Here is a 16,474-nt window from a genome sequence, read left to right on the forward strand (position 1 = left end):
TAGGGGCTGTTGAACTTTGCTGTTCTATTTTTGTTCTCTTTGAGCGTGCTTTTATCGCGGCGCTTAATATGTGGCCTAGTAATCTAAGCGAATATTAAGCAACAAAGAGAAAGGGGCGCTCAAAAGAGCCGGTAGGCAGCGCTTGATTGGCTTTTCTACTATGTTATCGGCTGACTTACATGGAATTACCATGCTACGCAGCCTCTGCCTTGTATAAAATCCAATCAAACTGCTGCAAAAATGAACCTGAAAGATCAATAGCCCCTAGCAATTAGTCCACTTAGGCTATGGATGGCCTTTTTATGTAGGAAGTCTATGTCAGTACCGTATTTAGGCTTTGGGATGGGGTTACGTACATGTTACTTCGAACAAATAATCTCAGAGCGGCCAGCGATCGACTGGTTTGAAATCATTTCAGAAAACTATTTTGTATCAGGTGGCAAACCTTGGTACTACTTATCACAAATAAAAGAGCAATACCCCATTGTTATGCATGGTGTGTCGATGTCGATAGGCAGCACCGATGACATTAATACTGACTATTTGAAACAGTTAAAGCGAACTATCGCACGGGTTAACCCAGCTTGGGTATCGGATCACTTGTGTTTTAGCGCATTAGGTGATTTCAATAGTCACGATTTATTGCCGATGCCTTACACGGAAGAAGCATTAAATCATTTAACTCAGCGTATATCACAAGTGCAAGATTATTTAGAAAGGCCGATGATATTTGAAAATGTGTCGAGTTATCTAACTTACAAACAATCCCATATGACAGAGTGGGAATTTTTGGCACAATTGCATAAACAAACAGGCTGTCAGTTTTTATTAGATATTAATAACGTATATGTAAGTGCGAGAAATCATAGCTTTTCGGCGATGGATTACCTCAATGCCATACCAAAAGAAAGTATCGCGCAAATACATTTAGCTGGACATCAAGATTTTGATAGCCATATTATTGATACACATGATGAGCCTGTCTGTGACGCTGTATGGTCTTTATTTTCTGAGTTTAGTCAACAAGTTTCAGCCGTGAGTACTATGATAGAGCGTGATGATAACTTTCCACCATTAGCGGAATTGCTAGCTGAATTAGAACATGCAAAAGCGTTAACCCGAACACATTGGGGGTAATATGAGTGATTTAGCGACTCTGCAGCATGCTTTTATTGCGTTGCTTCATAATGAAAATAATAGCTTAGCAAATAATATCGTTGATCAGGCACCGTTAGAGGTTTGCCAGCGCTTGGAGATTTATCAAAGTGCTTATCGGATCAGACTTCGTGGTGTTTTAGAGCAAGACCATGAAACATTAGGGTTTTATTTAGGTGATGAGCTGTTTGAAGCAATGATGGATGGGTACATCAACTATTACCCTTCACAATCACGCTCGCTAAGACAGTTTGGGGAACGGTTACCAGAATTTTTACGCATTACTCCGCCATTTTCAGAACATGGGATTTTAGCGGAGATCGCTGAGTTTGAACGTATTTTATTGAGCTCGTTTGATAGTGGTGACGCATCATTGTTACGGTGGCCGCAATTACAGGCCATTGACATTAATCAATGGCCAAATATGGTGCTACAGTTGCACCCTAGTGTCTATTTTTTTAAATGTGCCTACGCAAGTGTAGAAAGTTGGCGAGCATTAAAAGAAAAAAAGACGCCGCCATTGGCTGATATTCATGAGCCGCATCATTGGCTGATAGCCCGAGGGACAGATCATCGAACTGGATTTCATCCTCTAGATAAAAAGCAATGGTTATGTCTAAAAAGCATCGCAGATGGTATGCCGTTTAGTATGGTGTGCCAATCTATTGTTGGAGAATTTGATGATGAGCAAACATGCTCGATGTTTGTGATTGGTGTGTTGCAGTTAGGGATTGAACAAGGTTGGTTCAGTGGCGTTAATATGCTACATGGCACCTTAGTTTAACCAGTATGGGTGTTCAAAAGTGACTTTTACCGTTTAATGTACCGGTAAAAATACACTGGAAATTCAAACTAGTTAACCTCAGGTTTGGATAAGGGTTTTGGAATAGACAATGTTTTGAAAACAAACTTACGTACAATCCAATGATGGTATTTTTTTCAATATCAAGGCGCTTTTATGCAGTAATAGCGGGCTATTACAAATGAAAGCAACGCCGAGAGTGAGAAAAATAGCTTTATTGGGCAAATTCGCTTATCCAGAGCTGAGGTTAGTTATTATACCACCGTTATTAATGCGGTGACGATCCTAGGAGTCAATGACGCTTAACTGCATTAAAGTTTGCCTATGTAAAATAACGACATATTGAAACTTTCTCTTTGTTAGTCAGCGTTTATATGTCGTCGTATTTGACTGATGATTTATTACTATTTTTTTGACGTTACCAGCTGCCCGTATTTTGCATCGATTGCCATGGTTCTTGAGCGGGCAAAGCTTCGCCTTTTTGTAGCAACTCAATTGAAATACCATCTGGAGATTGAACAAACGCCATATGTCCGCAGCGAGGAGGGCGATTAATTAAGACTCCCGCGTTCATTAACTTCGTACACGTGTTATAAATATCATCAACAGAAAAAGCCAGATGACCAAAGTTTCTGCCACTTGTGTATTGCTCAGGATCCCAGTTATAGGTTAACTCTATAGTGGGAGTGAATGTTGTTTTTGCTTCTTCTAATTGCCCTGGCGCGGCAAGGTATATTAATGAAAATCGACCTTTTTCGCTGTCGTAACGTTTAACCTCAATTAGGCCCAGTAAATCGCAGTAAAAATGCATTGATGCGTTTAAATCTTGCACGCGAACCATAGTGTGTAAAAATTCCATAAAATTGCCCCTTATCATCTTATCGTAGCTATTGTATGTGTAAATTGCGTGATAACAAGGGGCAGTTGAGGCGTTTAGTAGTTTGCAGCCACATTCACACCACTAAACGTGCTGTAAGCACGAAGTGCTATGTGCCATTCGCCGGCTTGTGGGTTAGATAATACACAGCTTTCAGTATTACCCTCTTTGTAGGGTCTGCAGTCATAACTTGACGTTGTGGGTTTACTGCCAAAACGAACATAGAGATCGGCATCTCCACTGCCCGCTGCGGAATCTACCGTAAGTGTAGTTACACCAGTAGGTAGAGTAAGGGTTTTATATATCCACTGACCTTTATCAGCGCCAAGGTTAGGCCATTGCTGTGAACCACCATTATCTGGCGGAGTGGTACTTGAGTCATAGTTAGCAACCAATGTCACATTTGCATAAGGTGCATAGCCTGACAACATAACATAATACTTACCTGCTTGAATGCTTGAAATTTCGCATGTTTCATTGTTGCCCGATTTGTATGGTCGACAATCATAGCTTGTAGAGGTGGGTTTGTTGGCAAACTTAACATACATATCAGCATCACCTGTCCCCCCTGATGTTTTGAACGAAAGTGTTTTTACCCCAGTTGGAACATCTAATACATAGTATGCTTGTCCGCCTTTGTTACCGTTTAGACCATTTAAAGGGGTATTATTCGTTAGTGGTGTCTCTGCTGTTGGAGGATCTACAGGATCTGTCATATTATCGATGATACTTAAACCGGAAGCGCTTTGCTTTAGCACTAAATCTTCTCCTAACCCGCTTGCATACCACCAATTGATGTTTGCAGGGAGTGCGAGAGGATCGGCATCACGCTGTGCTTTGCTCAACGTACTGGCTGTACTGTCAAACTGTGCCGTTCTCACGGTTAAGTTGCTACTGGTCACACTCATGACTTTGAATTGTTGAATACTAGCAAGGTCAATAGTCCAAGACTTAGGGTCGTTGGCAGAACGTGCAGGGGCTCCCCAGCTACCCTCACCAACATAAATAGTGCCGCCCGTAGTGGTTTTAACAAAGTTATTGCCAGAAGGTTTTAGTGCTTGGGTAATTTTGTTGATATGTGTATCAGACTCGACAACCAAGTTCATTTTTTTATCATAAAAATTTTGCGCCCACCAAGTGTGCAATATGGTGTTGTCAGATTTACCAGAATAATGCGGATACATTGGCTTATGATATTGAGCGACTCGCCATTTCGCGCTACTTCCTCGTGCGGTTAAATCTTGTGTTAGCCAATTATTCATGGCCGTTGCATAGCTTGACCAACCACTGTTTTTGTACTGGCTGTTCAGGGTGTATACGCGCAGTAATTGACTAACATTAAATGCGCCATAGGTATCTGAGCTCGTGCAACTACCATCTTGGTTAAAGTCAATGCCAAATACCTGACAAAGTGTTTTATAATTGTCGTCTTCATGGTTTCCGTGTGTTGCGACAAAAGGGTAGATACGCTTGTAACTAATGCCGTCAATTTGGTCGGTTGAAAAAGTCAGCTGCCAATCTTTTAAGTATTCTTTCATCTCAGATGACGAGTTTGCATTGGTGTAATCACCTCCATGCATAATAAACAAAGGCCTTATTTTGGCAATGAGTTCATTTCCTTTGCGTCGGTTCGTCCAACCTGTTCTGGTGTCGCCACCGGCAACAACAGTAAAGCCACTACTGGTAGTTGGGGCCGTTTTAAACCATAAACGTTCAGCACACCCTTCACTGTCGCATACACGATAATAAACGTTACTATTTTCAGGTAACCCCGTGAGGGTGACAAACTGACTTTGTAAACTACTTGCAAATGTATGCGATGCTAAAACTGACTTATTCTGCCAAGTTTGTTCATTGGTTGAGACCCCATATTTTACATAATGGTTACTCCCACTTGTGGGTGAGAAACCAATGGTTGCTTGCTGGCTGGGGTTGGCATCCCATACGAGACGATGATATTGGCTACCTGCATGCACCGAACTGCTGGCAAGTGTTAGTCCTATCATTAGGGCCAAAATAGATCTGTTCATTTATTTATTTCCTTTGGGGTTGTAATTAACGTGTCGCGACCGCTTACCTGCGAGGTAGGTAAATCTGTAACTGAGCTTACGAGCATGACAAATGCAGCATTACGATACGGTAAAGTCATGCTCGTCCCAGTGTGAAAGTTGACTGATTTAGCGCCTTCTTTAAATTGATTAAAATGTTTAGATAGCTTGTTAGTTTGCTCTGAACTCCAATAATCACCATGCTGGATATGCAAAAAGAAATCGTGTGCAATATGTGTATTACCAGGACGGCTTGGAGGCTCTACTAGGCTTGCTAATTCTTCACTACTGGGTAATCGCCAGGTTTGTACACCACATAATCCGTTTTCATTGGTATGGCGAAGTAAATCAGCAGTATCACAGCGATTTGACTCAAAGTAGCAATCGCCGAAATTCGCCACGCCTTTCTGGTTTTGATACCAGGAATAGGTCCAGTATCCATCGTGAATAGATTCGTTGTCGGTTTTTATCTCCCATAGTAATTGTTTTTCTTTGTCATACACGCATGCCCAAGGACCTTGCCATGGCTTTAATGGTTTGCCTTCGGCTGATATTTTTATATAGCGCGGGTGCATATGGCTTTTTTGGGTAGGTAATGCAATTAAACAGTAGCCAACAATCACGCTTAGCAGTAAAAAGGATATTAAGAGTCGGTTTTTCATAATATATACTTCAATGAAATGGCTAAGTTATGACGCGTGTGTGCAATTTGACTATGATCAAACGCTGAGACCCACATACAGGTACCATGTTCGAGGGCAACATCATGGACTGAGGGGGTCATATTTTTTCGCACGAGTTCCAGTGTCCACTGGCCATTCTTCCATTGACCACGAGCGCGGACATCAGCTCTATCTCCTTCAAAGCGGTTTGAGCGGTAGAGAACGGAGGGGAGGCGAGTACCTATAGGGTAGTGATCATCATCCTTCTTGTATGGCTTAGACCCAAACCATGGTATAATATCGCCTTCGTATAGGGCGTCTTTTGGCAGCCTTTTGGGTATGACCCCATTGGGGCTGTACCAAAGCCAGTTCATTACATAAGCACCACTTTCTTTGCCATCAGGCAAATACCCAGCACTGTAGCGTCTTTGTCCAGATAGCACTTTAGTGAGGGGGCCAATAAAATTGTCATCAGCCAAAATCATGTCATTTGTGCGTACTGCTTTCCAATGCCATAAGTCACGTACTTTGTTATCGACACTGGCATGATAACCCTTACCGTGCCAATTACTGGGTTTGTCATGAAAGGGGGTTTTTCCTAAATGGGCAGTACCATCTGCGCCGCTATTACAGGTTTTAGACAGCATCACGGCAAATTTGTCTTCATAATGACTTTGTTCATCAAATTCATAGAAGCCATTTTCGACAACTTTCCAACCCGTGCTGACTTTTTCAATTGGTAAATGTGAAAGGCTATGTGTTGGATCTGCCCACGTAAATAAGAAGAACGTTTCGTGTTTATTGCTGAGGGCTTTAATGGTCACGGTTGTTTGCCCATCGACAAAGTTTGCGCCACCAATGGTATGGACATTGATACTTTGTGCTTCTTGCCATATAGGTTCATCGGCAAGCCCATCAATTTCCATCAAAACATTGGCACCAATTGGGACTACATTCAGACTGATGTATGTATTTTGTGCCATGTGATATGTACCAATAGAGGCTAAAATCAGCCCAATAGAAAGAAACCAAGGTAGTTGCTTTAGAGGGATGAAGAACACTCTTTTTATGAGCTTTTTACCAAGTTGTAAGAAGTATATCCAGCTATGAAGTAATAAATAACAACCAATTAAGAATGAGGATATCAGGTGAAGTGTCTGTGTTTGAAATTGGGTTATATTGAAATAGACACTCCAACCCGTGATGACACAGCCAAGTACAGAAAAATAACCAAATCGGTTAACCCAAGTATGGTAGTACGTGTACTTGTTTGGCGTAATGTCGTTGTTTTTATAAAAAACATAAGAAATAGCGGTCAAAGTGATTATACAAGCACTTAACATATGCCAAAAATGAACATGGCCACTAGGTAGAATTGGCGCAAGCACTAACAATTCAGAGTGGCTGATGGTAGCTATCCTTAACCCACTGAATAAACTTGTAAAAATTGCTATTGCTATTACGGTGTGTAAAAAAATAAAAAAGGGCCGCGGCAAGGTCTAGTCACTCTATTTGAAATTTAATTATTAATATTTACATTGTATTTACCTTGTGTGAAATATTTATTGGTTATAATTCTATTGGTTAGAGAAATATCAACTAAATTGGTTATGGATCTGTAATTTATTTTGGCTAATATTAACAATAGTTACACCATATATGTATCAAACAGGGAAATGATGGCAAAACAAATATTAGATAGTGAAAATGTAATTGATAGCATGGCTGATATCGTGGCATGTTTGAATACCAGTGATTCGATTCAGCGGTTCCTGCTTGATATTCATTGTATTTTGCAGAAGATTACCTATGCAGATAATTTCTATGTAGTGCTGTTTAAACAAGATGGCTTGTTAAGCTTCCCATATTTTCATGATGTCAAAGATGACATACGCGCGGAAGATCTTGAGAACTTAGATGTTGCCGAAATTGCAAAATCATTGACTGCTTATGCGTTAACTAAAAAAGAAGTATGTAATTTTAGCTACAATGATATTGAACAGCTAATTAGCCAAGGCACGCTTGAAGTGCTAGGTTCATTACCAATGCAATGGCTTTGTTTTCCTCTGCAGAACCGAGATGCGTTCTTAGGCGCGTTCATTATTCAATCATATCGACGAGAGAATGAATATTCAGGTGTTATTGTTGAACTACTTTACACAATTAGTCATGTGATCTCTTCAGCGCTTGATGCGTTTAATAATCAACAAGCTTTATTAGAAGCTAATCATACGTTGCAGAATTATCAAGGTGAGTTAGAACATAGAGTTGAGGAACGAACCAAAGAATTACAAAATAGCTTGGAAGAGCTTAAAAAGGAGGTAACGAAGCGCGAAGAGCTACAGCAACAACTGGAATACGATTCGTTACATGATAGTTTGACTGGGTTAGCAAATCGGAAATACTTGTTTAGCGAACTGAATCGATTGGCCGCAAAATCTTCACGTTTATCAGTAGAGGTGTACGTACTTTATTTAGATTTAGATGATTTTAAACCAATTAATGATCAATATGGTCATAAAAGTGGTGATCTTGTGCTGTTAGCGGTGGCAAAGCGTTTACTAGAAGAGCTGCGCGGTTACGATATTGTCTCTCGCCTAGGTGGTGATGAATTTGTCGTGGTAATAACAGAACCACTAGAAAAGCAGGTACTCTTTCAAGTATGTGAACGATTATTAAAGAGTATTCAAGTCCCAGTAACATTGGAAAGTAGCACTAGCGTGATATGTGGTTGCAGTATCGGCATTGCTGGCAATCATGCGCGTGCATTTAACGCTGAAGAGTTGTTACACGCTGCTGATGAAGCATTATATGTGGCTAAAAAGAAAGGCAAGAATCAAATTCATTTCCAAGAGTATGAATAGGTCTTTGTACTTTTTCACCGTTTGCTTTAGGATCGCAGTATGTAGAGGACTTTGTCGTTAGTGCTATGTTAATCAGAGCTTTATTATTTGTATGCTTATTTATTTCGGCCCCTATATTGGCCATTGAGGTCACTGACCTTTATCAAAGTACTTTGGCTGTGTCTGATAAAACCCGTGCGACCCGTGTTAAGGCGAGCCAACAGGCCTTAATGAACGTGATTAAAAAATTGACGGGTCGCTATGAAACTGTAGATCATCCGTCAATCACACGTGCAAAACGTTCAATCTCTGATTACATGTTGAAATATGAGTATTTAAATCTAGATGACGATGATGATGAGCTGAAAATTCGCATTAAATTTGAAGCAAATAAGGTTGAAGATCTGGTACGCACAGCACAGTTGCCGTTTTGGGGGAATCGACGCCCTATGATAGCAATTTGGTTAGCAATTGAAGACGATTTACAGCGTGATTTTGTGACCCAAGAGCGTTACCCACAGCTTGGACGTTTAATTTATGATACTGCGGCTGAGTGGGGAGTGCCAGTTGTGGTTCCGTTATTAGATTTACAGGATAGAGCCAGTGTTGGCATAGCTGAAGTTTGGGGGAATTTTTCAGATCCCGTTGAGCAAGCTTCTATCCGATATAATGCTGAGCGGGTGATCACTGCACGTATGTTCAAGCAGCCTCATAGTAGTCGCTGGCAGTTAGAGTGGCGATATACTGATGCCGAGCTGTTTGAGTCAAATCAACTGGTGGGTGATAAACAACAAGTGCTCATACAAATGATCAATGATTTGTCTTCTGTATTAGTTGCCAATTACGTGATTGACCCAGCGGTGTCTTATGCGACAACTAGCACCATTTTTACAATCGATAAACTCGAGAGCTTCACGCATATTGAAAGAGCAAAGCGTCAATTGAAGAGTATCAGTACAGTGGCGGATGTTGACATTATTTACCGCTCGAAAGATAAAGTTAAGTTTGAAGTTGAACATACTTCAAGCCTCGAAGATTTAATCAAAGCAATAAAATTAGAGCAGGCATTTTCGGTGTATATAGATCCACGAGCGTTTTATCAAGTGGCTGATGCCGAGAATTTAAAATACAGCTGGGTTGGACCATAATGGGAACTGAACCATTGCAAATGGCGTTGCCTGTTACCTTACCAGATGATGAAACCTTCGCCTCGTATTTTGGCGGAGAAGCCTCACTTGAAGTGACTCACTTAAAAACAACGCTCGCGACGCTTAAAAACAGTTTTCATTTTACTTATTTGTGCGGTCTTGCTGATTCGGGGAAATCGCACTTGCTCTATGCAACCTGTATTCATGCTCAAGAACTCGGACTGTCAACTATTCTGCTCAGTTTAAGAGAAGTCATTGATTTTGGCCCTGCGGTTTTAGATTCACTAGAAAATTTAGATGTGGTGTGTATTGATGATGTGCATCTAGTTGCCGGAATTGAAAGTTGGGAAAAAGCACTTTTTAACTTTTACAATCGGTTTAATGAGCCAGGAAAAAGCCTAGTTGTGACTGCGGATTTACCGCCGAGTATGTTGAATATCTCACTCCCTGATTTAGAGTCTCGCTTAGCGTGGGGAACCACCTTTCAAATACGTTCAATGAGTGATGATGATAAAGCTGAAGCATTAGTGAAACGTGCGAATATGCGGGGACTAGAGTTGACTGATGAGTGTGCTCGTTTTTTATTGACACGCTTAAGCAGAGATATGCGAGCATTACTCGACGTGTTGGATAAATTAGATCACGCTTCTATGGCTGCACAACGAAAGTTAACTATTCCGTTTATAAAAACCACTTTACGACTGTGAGTGTTATTTAGCCACTGTGATTATCAATAATTATAAATGCGCTTGAATTTGTTTGAAAAGCCCCACTTTTTGATAAAATTTCAAAATAATCTGACTGAAAGACAAACAGAGCCCTGTTAGGGCTAGAATCTGACCTATGCTTTCAGTTATCATAGTTAGTCAACACACAGCAAGTTACCTCAATAAAGATCAGGTATAGAATGAACTTAGAGAATATTTTGGCGCAAGCGCTTGAAGCCGTGAATGGCGCAAGTGAAATCGCGCACCTTGAGGACGTCCGAGTAAACTACCTTGGTAAAAAAGGTGAGATCACAGGACTATTAAAAACACTAGGTACTTTGGCGCCTGAAGAGCGTAAAGAAGCTGGTGCAGTGATCAACCAAGCGAAGACTCAAGTACAAAACGCGATCAACGAAAAGCGAGAGTTACTAACTCAACAAGCGCTAGAAAAAAAGCTAGCCGCTGAAACCATCGATGTGACTTTACCTGGGCGTGTTATGCCTGTGGGCGGTGTGCATCCGGTGACTCGCACAATCGAACGAATTCAGTCATTCTTTGGTGAACTCGGCTTTGAAGTAAAGTCAGGGCCTGAAATTGAAGATGATTTTCATAACTTTGATGCGTTAAATATTCCTGAGCACCACCCTGCACGTGCTGATCACGACACATTCTATTTTAATCCGAAATTGGTATTGCGCACGCAAACCAGCGGCGTACAAATACGTACGATGGAAGCTGAACAACCACCACTGCGTATTATTTCGCCTGGCCGCGTATACCGAAATGATTACGATCAAACTCACACACCAATGTTCCATCAAGTTGAAGGTCTTATGGTTGACACTGATGTGAGTTTTACTGAGTTAAAAGGTATTTTGCACGATTTCTTACGTAATTTCTTTGAAGAAGATATGGAAATTCGTTTCCGTCCCTCTTATTTCCCATTTACTGAGCCTTCGGCTGAAGTAGACGTTATGGGTAAAAATGGTAAGTGGTTAGAAGTGCTTGGCTGCGGCATGGTACACCCTAACGTATTACGCTCTGTTGGTATCGATCCTGAGAAATACACTGGATTTGCATTTGGTATGGGTGTAGAGCGCCTAACAATGCTACGTTATGGTGTTAATGACCTGCGTGCATTCTTCGAAAACGATTTAAAATTCCTAAACCAATTCAGATAAGAGCGAAGTAAATATGAAATTTAGTGAAAAGTGGTTACGTGAGTGGGTTAATCCAGCCATTGAAACTGAGGCTCTATCTGAACAGCTTTCTATGGCTGGTTTAGAGGTTGATGGTTTAGAGTCTGTTGCTGGCGATTTCTCTGGTGTTGTCATTGGTGAAGTGGTTGAGTGTGGTCAACACCCAGATGCAGATAAGTTGCGCGTAACCAAGATCAATGTTGGCAAAGACGAACTTCTTGATATCGTGTGTGGTGCCGCAAACTGCCGTACAGGTATTAAAGTAGCTGTTGCACAAGTAGGCGCTGTATTGCCAGGTGATTTTAAAATTAAGAAAGCCAAGCTACGTGGCCAACCTTCACATGGTATGTTGTGTGCGTTTGAAGAGCTTGGCATGGCTGAAAGTTCTGACGGTATTTTAGAGCTGCCCAGCGATGCTCCAATTGGTCAATGTATTCGTGAATACTTTGAATTAGATGATGTGACGATTGATGTTGACTTGACAGCAAACCGCAGTGACTGTTTAGGCATCAAAGGCCTTGCACGTGAAGTTGGCGTTTTAAACTCTTTAGATGTGACAGAAGTAGAGATCACACCTGTTCAACCAACAATCGATGACAAAATTGATATTGAATTGGTGAACAGTGCATCGTGCCCGCGTTATTTAGGTCGCGTCATTAAAGGTATTGACCTTGATGCGACAACGCCACTGTGGATGGTAGAGAATTTGCGTCGTTCAGGTGTACGTTCAATTGATCCGGTAGTTGATGTTACAAACTATGTGTTATTAGAACTCGGCCACCCAATGCATGCGTTTGATTTGAGCGCAATTGAGGGTGGTATTAAAGTACGTAACGCCAATGAAAATGAAGAGCTTATTTTATTAGATGGTAATACTGCTAAGTTACACCCCTCAACGCTACTTATTGCAGATGACAATAAAGCACTAGCCATGGCGGGTATTTTCGGTGGTGAAGCGTCGGGCGTTACGGAGGGAACTCAAGATATCTTACTTGAAAGTGCTTTCTTTGCACCGCTGGCGATTGCCGGACAAGCGCGTAAATATGGCTTGCACACCGATGCATCTCACCGCTATGAGCGTGGCGTTGATTATACATTACAACATGATGCAATGGAGCGCGCTACGGCACTGCTACTAGAGATTGTTGGAGGGCAAGCAGGCCCTGTGGTTGAAGCTGTATCAGAAGTTGATTTACCGGCGGTTAAATCAGTGACGTTGCGCCGCGCGCGTCTAGACCGCGTGATTGGTTACCATATTGAAGACGCTAAAGTCACAGATATTCTAACGCGTCTAGGCCTTGACGTGACAGTGAGCGACGATACATGGCAAGCAGTTGTCCCTAGCTACCGTTTTGATATTCGTATTGAAGAAGATTTAATTGAAGAAGTCGCTCGCGTATTTGGCTATAACAACATTCCAAATGTGGCCCCCTCTGCTGCATTGAAAATGACGACACACGTTGAAGCTAATTTACCTGTCGCACGTTTTCGTAATGAATTAGTAGCTCGTGGTTTCCAAGAAGCTATTACATATAGTTTTGTTGACCCTAAAGTACAACAGTTACTGCACCCAAGCGCAGATGCATTAGTGTTGCCTCACCCGATTTCGGTTGAAATGTCAGCGATGCGTGTAAGCTTGATGCCAGGGCTTATAAATGCGGTTGTTTATAACCAAAACCGCCAGCAATCACGTATTCGTTTGTTTGAACATGGTTTGAAGTTCATTAAAGATGAAACGGCAGAAAATGGTGTGGCACAAGTGCCAGTGCTTGGTGGGGTTGTTTTTGGTAACACGCATAACGAGCACTGGTCAGTTGAATCTCGTCCAGCTGACTTCTTCGATGTGAAAGGTGATGTTGAAGCATTGCTCGCACTGACTAATGATACTGCGCGCTTTAGCTTTAAAGCGGAGCCAAGCGAAGGGCTACATCCAGGACAATCAGCTGCAATTCATGTTGATGGAGTAAAAGTTGGCTTTATTGGTGCTGTTCATCCACAATTACAAAAGTCGCTTGGTTTAAATAGCACTGCGTATGTATTTGAAGTGGAAGTATCCGCTTTGGAGACAAGAAAGCTGCCTGAAGCTGTTATTGTGTCTAAATTTCCATCAAATCGCAGAGATATTGCTATTTTAGTTGCAGATGACGTAAAAATAGGCGATATTTTAAAAAGCATCGAGAAAGTTGGCGGAAATCAATTAGTTGACCTAAACTTATTCGATGTGTATAAGGGCAAAGGTATTGAGCCAGATTTTAAGAGTTTGGCGATTGCTCTTACATTACAAGCGGTTGATAGAACGCTCGAAGAGAAAGATATCAATCAAGTTGTAGACAACGTGGTGGCCGAGTTGGCCAAACAATTTAATGCAACGTTGAGGGACTAGATATGGCGCTTACTAAAGCCGACATAGCTGAACACCTATTTGAGAAATTGGGGATAAATAAAAAGGATGCCAAAGACTTAGTTGAAGCGTTTTTTGAAGAAATCCGCTCAGCGCTCGAAAAAGGAGAGCAGGTTAAGCTCTCTGGATTTGGTAACTTTGATCTTCGTGACAAAAAAGAGAGACCTGGCAGAAACCCGAAAACGGGTGAAGACATTCCTATCTCTGCGCGTCGCGTTGTTACTTTCCGCCCTGGGCAAAAACTGAAGACGCGAGTCGAAGTCGGAACCAGCAAAGAAAGCTAACAGATCGCACGGAGCGATTGTAGAACTTGAAGACCTTGAGTATGTTTCATATTCAAGGTCTTTTGCATTTTAAATTAGAGTGAACGTAAGAAGAGAGCGATTAAATTGGCAAGGTACAGCACAATTATTTCTTTACTTTAAAGGTTTATAGTCATTTAAACGAATATGTAGACAGGTCAGCCACCAATAGTTATTACTATAAATTTCGGTCAGAATTATTCTCCAGACTCAGTGACAGGTATTCCTGATACCTAAGCGCAAGTCGATAAGACTAGGCTAAGTTTAAAACTTAAATTTACTTATTTAATTTATAAACCAAGTGTAGCCGTCATGTATTTTTTACTATTTTTGATAACAAAGGGAATTGATAAACAAGACCACGCTATATTAATATTCTACAGGAACTTCAATGCAATTGACTAAATGGAAGTCATTCAGGCTTTTATGGACACCATGGTTTATTTTACATTTATATATTTATGTGAATCTTTCTTTTTTTACTGAATTACCGGATGCAATACAGTTTATACGAAGCTTTATTACTACAACGCTCTTAACAGGATGTCTTTTTTATTCATTAGGAATTCGTTGCTTTACGCGCTTTTTTTGGCAGGTGCTATTTATTATTGCAAGTATTGATGAGCTCCTAGGGTGGTATGAGAGTAGTGAATTTGACTTGTTCAATTTTGGGGTAATTACCACTTTTTATATTGTAGCTGCCCTCTACGCATTTCAGAATAAAAAAATTTGGGGAGAGCATCATAAGAATGGAACCTAATTTACGACTCAAAAGATGAAAAAATTAAGTGTGTACCTTAGTTGTTATTTATAATTTGAGCATTTGGCAATATCAAAAGAGTGAGCCAATTAGCAGCTCACTCTCTCAAAACTAATACGTTAAAGTCGCTCTATCAGTTTATTTGCTTTTGCAACCACAGGTCTCGCGGATGCTAGATAATTTCCCAATACAACCAAAATATACCCCTTGTCTTGGTATATATTGAGCTGGGCGGTCATACCCAGATGTGCACCGTTATGACCGACAATGGTGTTACCTTCGTTATTACTTACCGAAAACCCATAGCCCCAGTTAGGTGCATTTAGAGCTGGCTTTGCGGCTACTGCGGCGAGAGTAAGATCTTTACTTAATAGCTTATTTTGTTGTAATGCCAATGCGAATTTATGCAAATCTCTCACAGTCGAATACCCCCCACCTGCAGGATCACCCTTAACAGATTGGAACATTAAGTTCTCAGTAATTGCGCCAGTCTCAACAGAGAACCAGTAATTACGTGCCGTGTTTTTAATGGGGACGTCTAGATCAAAACTACCGCTGTTCAGCATATTGGCTTTGTGATAAATATTGTCGTTAATGTAGTCGAAGTAGCGTTGGCCTGAAACCGCTTCGATGACATAACCCAGCAGTACCATACCAGTATTACTATATTGCCACTGGCTAGCAGGCTCGAAAGTCGTATCTATAGATTTTAATAAAGGCTGAATATGTTGGAGAGTACGTACTTTTGTTTGTATTTCTTCAAAACCAGTCATACCTGAAATGCCTGATGTATGTGTGAGTAAGTGACGAACTTTTATTTTTTTAAAATCACCTTTTCCCAGCAGGTCTTTGTTTACAAATTTTGTGAGTGGGTCATCAAGAGATAAACGGTTTTGCTCTACTAATTGTAAAATAGCAATGCTGGTGAACATTTTGTTCATTGAGCCAATTTGAAACTTGGTATCTAGGTGGTTTTTCACATCATAGCGATGAGAAGCAAGACCATGTGCGGCGGTAAATAGCACATGCTCACCTTTTGCAAGTAGTATGGTACCCGAGAAAATCCCATTGTTTGCCAGTTTTTTACTATATTTTGTTAATTGCGAGACGACTTGAGCTTCATTTAAAGGCGTTGAGTTTAGCGCTGTTTGTGGGTTTTCTCGGATGTACCATCCAGTGATTGCACGAGCTTGAGCACGGTTAAAATTGATAACCATTTCATATTGCATATCGGTATTCATGGAGTATAGCTGTCCAACATAACGAATTTGGTTGTCGCTGTTGTTAAGTTTGAATGAAATGACGTCCAAATGGCCATGAAACATCGCTTGGTTTATCGAATACCCTGTGAATCGGTCTTTGCCAGCTCCGTCCCAGCGTGATAATGCATCGGGCGAAAAGTTGTTAACCACAAATGCGTCGAGTTGCTTCATATCTTGACTATTTAAAATAGTTAAGAATGTGCTGGCAAGTTTCATGTGGTCTAATTCTTCCTGCGCTGTCACAGAGAAGTGAAAACATGTGGTAAAAAATAACCATGGTAAAAAATATCTCATTACTTTGTATTCCT

Annotated in this window: 14 protein-coding genes; 9 read left to right on the plus strand and 5 right to left on the minus strand. The window is 41.0% G+C overall.

Going from position 1 to position 16,474, the window contains the following annotated elements:
• The first annotated feature begins 315 nt into the window (after positions 1-315).
• Both bufB and PAUR_RS06270 read left to right on the plus strand, forming a co-directional pair.
• Entirely contained in the window at positions 316-1,137 is an 822-nt protein-coding gene (gene bufB / locus PAUR_RS06265) for an MNIO family bufferin maturase (protein ID WP_192506942.1), read from the plus strand.
• A 1-nt stretch (position 1,138) separates the two neighbouring features.
• The gene (locus PAUR_RS06270; protein WP_192506943.1) at positions 1,139-1,939 is read left to right on the plus strand and encodes an HvfC/BufC N-terminal domain-containing protein; all 801 of its coding nucleotides are present in this window, start codon (positions 1,139-1,141) and stop codon (positions 1,937-1,939) included.
• Between the two features lie 436 nt (positions 1,940-2,375).
• Here PAUR_RS06270 and PAUR_RS06275 read toward each other — a convergent pair whose 3' ends face one another.
• From PAUR_RS06275 to PAUR_RS06290, 4 genes are all read right to left on the minus strand, one after another.
• Entirely contained in the window at positions 2,376-2,816 is a 441-nt protein-coding gene (locus PAUR_RS06275; protein ID WP_192506944.1) for a VOC family protein, read from the minus strand.
• Positions 2,817-2,890: 74 nt separating this feature from the next.
• Positions 2,891-4,864 carry a pre-peptidase C-terminal domain-containing protein gene (locus tag PAUR_RS06280; RefSeq protein ID WP_192506945.1) on the minus strand — a complete coding sequence of 658 codons (1,974 nt, stop codon included), beginning with the start codon at positions 4,862-4,864 and terminating at the stop codon, positions 2,891-2,893.
• A complete protein-coding gene (locus PAUR_RS06285) occupies positions 4,861-5,544 on the minus strand; it encodes an Lcl domain-containing protein (protein ID WP_192506946.1) in 684 nt (227 codons plus the stop codon). Before PAUR_RS06285 ends, PAUR_RS06280 begins: the two co-directional genes overlap by 4 nt.
• A complete protein-coding gene (locus tag PAUR_RS06290) occupies positions 5,541-6,932 on the minus strand; it encodes an ethylbenzene dehydrogenase-related protein (protein WP_318782599.1) in 1,392 nt (463 codons plus the stop codon). The genes PAUR_RS06285 and PAUR_RS06290 overlap by 4 nt, the downstream gene beginning before the upstream one ends.
• 291 nt (positions 6,933-7,223) lie before the next feature.
• On the opposite strand from PAUR_RS06290, the gene PAUR_RS06295 reads away from it, so the two are divergent.
• From PAUR_RS06295 to PAUR_RS06325, 7 genes are all read left to right on the plus strand, one after another.
• On the plus strand, positions 7,224-8,408 hold the full coding sequence (locus PAUR_RS06295) for a GGDEF domain-containing protein (protein ID WP_192508515.1): 1,185 nt from the start codon (positions 7,224-7,226) through the stop codon (positions 8,406-8,408).
• Positions 8,409-8,473: 65 nt separating this feature from the next.
• Entirely contained in the window at positions 8,474-9,535 is a 1,062-nt protein-coding gene (locus PAUR_RS06300; RefSeq protein ID WP_192506948.1) for a DUF2066 domain-containing protein, read from the plus strand.
• Entirely contained in the window at positions 9,535-10,242 is a 708-nt protein-coding gene (hda, locus tag PAUR_RS06305; protein WP_225738297.1) for a DnaA regulatory inactivator Hda, read from the plus strand. The genes PAUR_RS06300 and hda overlap by 1 nt, the downstream gene beginning before the upstream one ends.
• A 200-nt stretch (positions 10,243-10,442) precedes the next feature.
• Entirely contained in the window at positions 10,443-11,423 is a 981-nt protein-coding gene (gene pheS, locus PAUR_RS06310; RefSeq protein WP_119861948.1) for a phenylalanine--tRNA ligase subunit alpha, read from the plus strand.
• Positions 11,424-11,436: 13 nt separating this feature from the next.
• Positions 11,437-13,824, plus strand: coding sequence for a phenylalanine--tRNA ligase subunit beta (gene pheT / locus PAUR_RS06315; protein ID WP_192506949.1), 2,388 nt, complete (start codon positions 11,437-11,439; stop codon positions 13,822-13,824).
• Between the two features lie 2 nt (positions 13,825-13,826).
• A complete protein-coding gene (gene ihfA, locus PAUR_RS06320; RefSeq protein WP_010362644.1) occupies positions 13,827-14,126 on the plus strand; it encodes an integration host factor subunit alpha in 300 nt (99 codons plus the stop codon).
• Positions 14,127-14,535: 409 nt separating this feature from the next.
• A complete protein-coding gene (locus PAUR_RS06325) occupies positions 14,536-14,904 on the plus strand; it encodes a hypothetical protein (RefSeq protein ID WP_192506950.1) in 369 nt (122 codons plus the stop codon).
• Positions 14,905-15,023: 119 nt separating this feature from the next.
• On the opposite strand, the gene PAUR_RS06330 is transcribed toward PAUR_RS06325, so the two are convergent.
• On the minus strand, positions 15,024-16,460 hold the full coding sequence (locus PAUR_RS06330) for a serine hydrolase domain-containing protein (RefSeq protein WP_192506951.1): 1,437 nt from the start codon (positions 16,458-16,460) through the stop codon (positions 15,024-15,026).
• Positions 16,461-16,474: the final 14 nt, after the last annotated feature.

This window comes from Pseudoalteromonas aurantia 208, assembly GCF_014858725.1.
GTDB lineage: Bacteria > Pseudomonadota > Gammaproteobacteria > Enterobacterales > Alteromonadaceae > Pseudoalteromonas > Pseudoalteromonas aurantia.

What these genes read in the sequence shown, in the direction of transcription:
- bufB (WP_192506942.1), top strand. Translation starts at nt 316, where the DNA reads ATGTCAGTACCGTATTTAGGCTTTGGGATGGGGTTACGTACATGTTAC.
- PAUR_RS06270 (WP_192506943.1), top strand. Translation starts at nt 1,139, where the DNA reads ATGAGTGATTTAGCGACTCTGCAGCATGCTTTTATTGCGTTGCTTCAT.
- PAUR_RS06275 (WP_192506944.1), bottom strand. Translation starts at nt 2,816, where the DNA reads ATGGAATTTTTACACACTATGGTTCGCGTGCAAGATTTAAACGCATCA.
- PAUR_RS06280 (WP_192506945.1), bottom strand. Translation starts at nt 4,864, where the DNA reads ATGAACAGATCTATTTTGGCCCTAATGATAGGACTAACACTTGCCAGC.
- PAUR_RS06285 (WP_192506946.1), bottom strand. Translation starts at nt 5,544, where the DNA reads ATGAAAAACCGACTCTTAATATCCTTTTTACTGCTAAGCGTGATTGTT.
- PAUR_RS06295 (WP_192508515.1), top strand. Translation starts at nt 7,224, where the DNA reads ATGGCAAAACAAATATTAGATAGTGAAAATGTAATTGATAGCATGGCT.
- PAUR_RS06300 (WP_192506948.1), top strand. Translation starts at nt 8,474, where the DNA reads ATGTTAATCAGAGCTTTATTATTTGTATGCTTATTTATTTCGGCCCCT.
- hda (WP_225738297.1), top strand. Translation starts at nt 9,535, where the DNA reads ATGGGAACTGAACCATTGCAAATGGCGTTGCCTGTTACCTTACCAGAT.
- pheS (WP_119861948.1), top strand. Translation starts at nt 10,443, where the DNA reads ATGAACTTAGAGAATATTTTGGCGCAAGCGCTTGAAGCCGTGAATGGC.
- pheT (WP_192506949.1), top strand. Translation starts at nt 11,437, where the DNA reads ATGAAATTTAGTGAAAAGTGGTTACGTGAGTGGGTTAATCCAGCCATT.
- ihfA (WP_010362644.1), top strand. Translation starts at nt 13,827, where the DNA reads ATGGCGCTTACTAAAGCCGACATAGCTGAACACCTATTTGAGAAATTG.
- PAUR_RS06325 (WP_192506950.1), top strand. Translation starts at nt 14,536, where the DNA reads ATGCAATTGACTAAATGGAAGTCATTCAGGCTTTTATGGACACCATGG.
- PAUR_RS06330 (WP_192506951.1), bottom strand. Translation starts at nt 16,460, where the DNA reads ATGAGATATTTTTTACCATGGTTATTTTTTACCACATGTTTTCACTTC.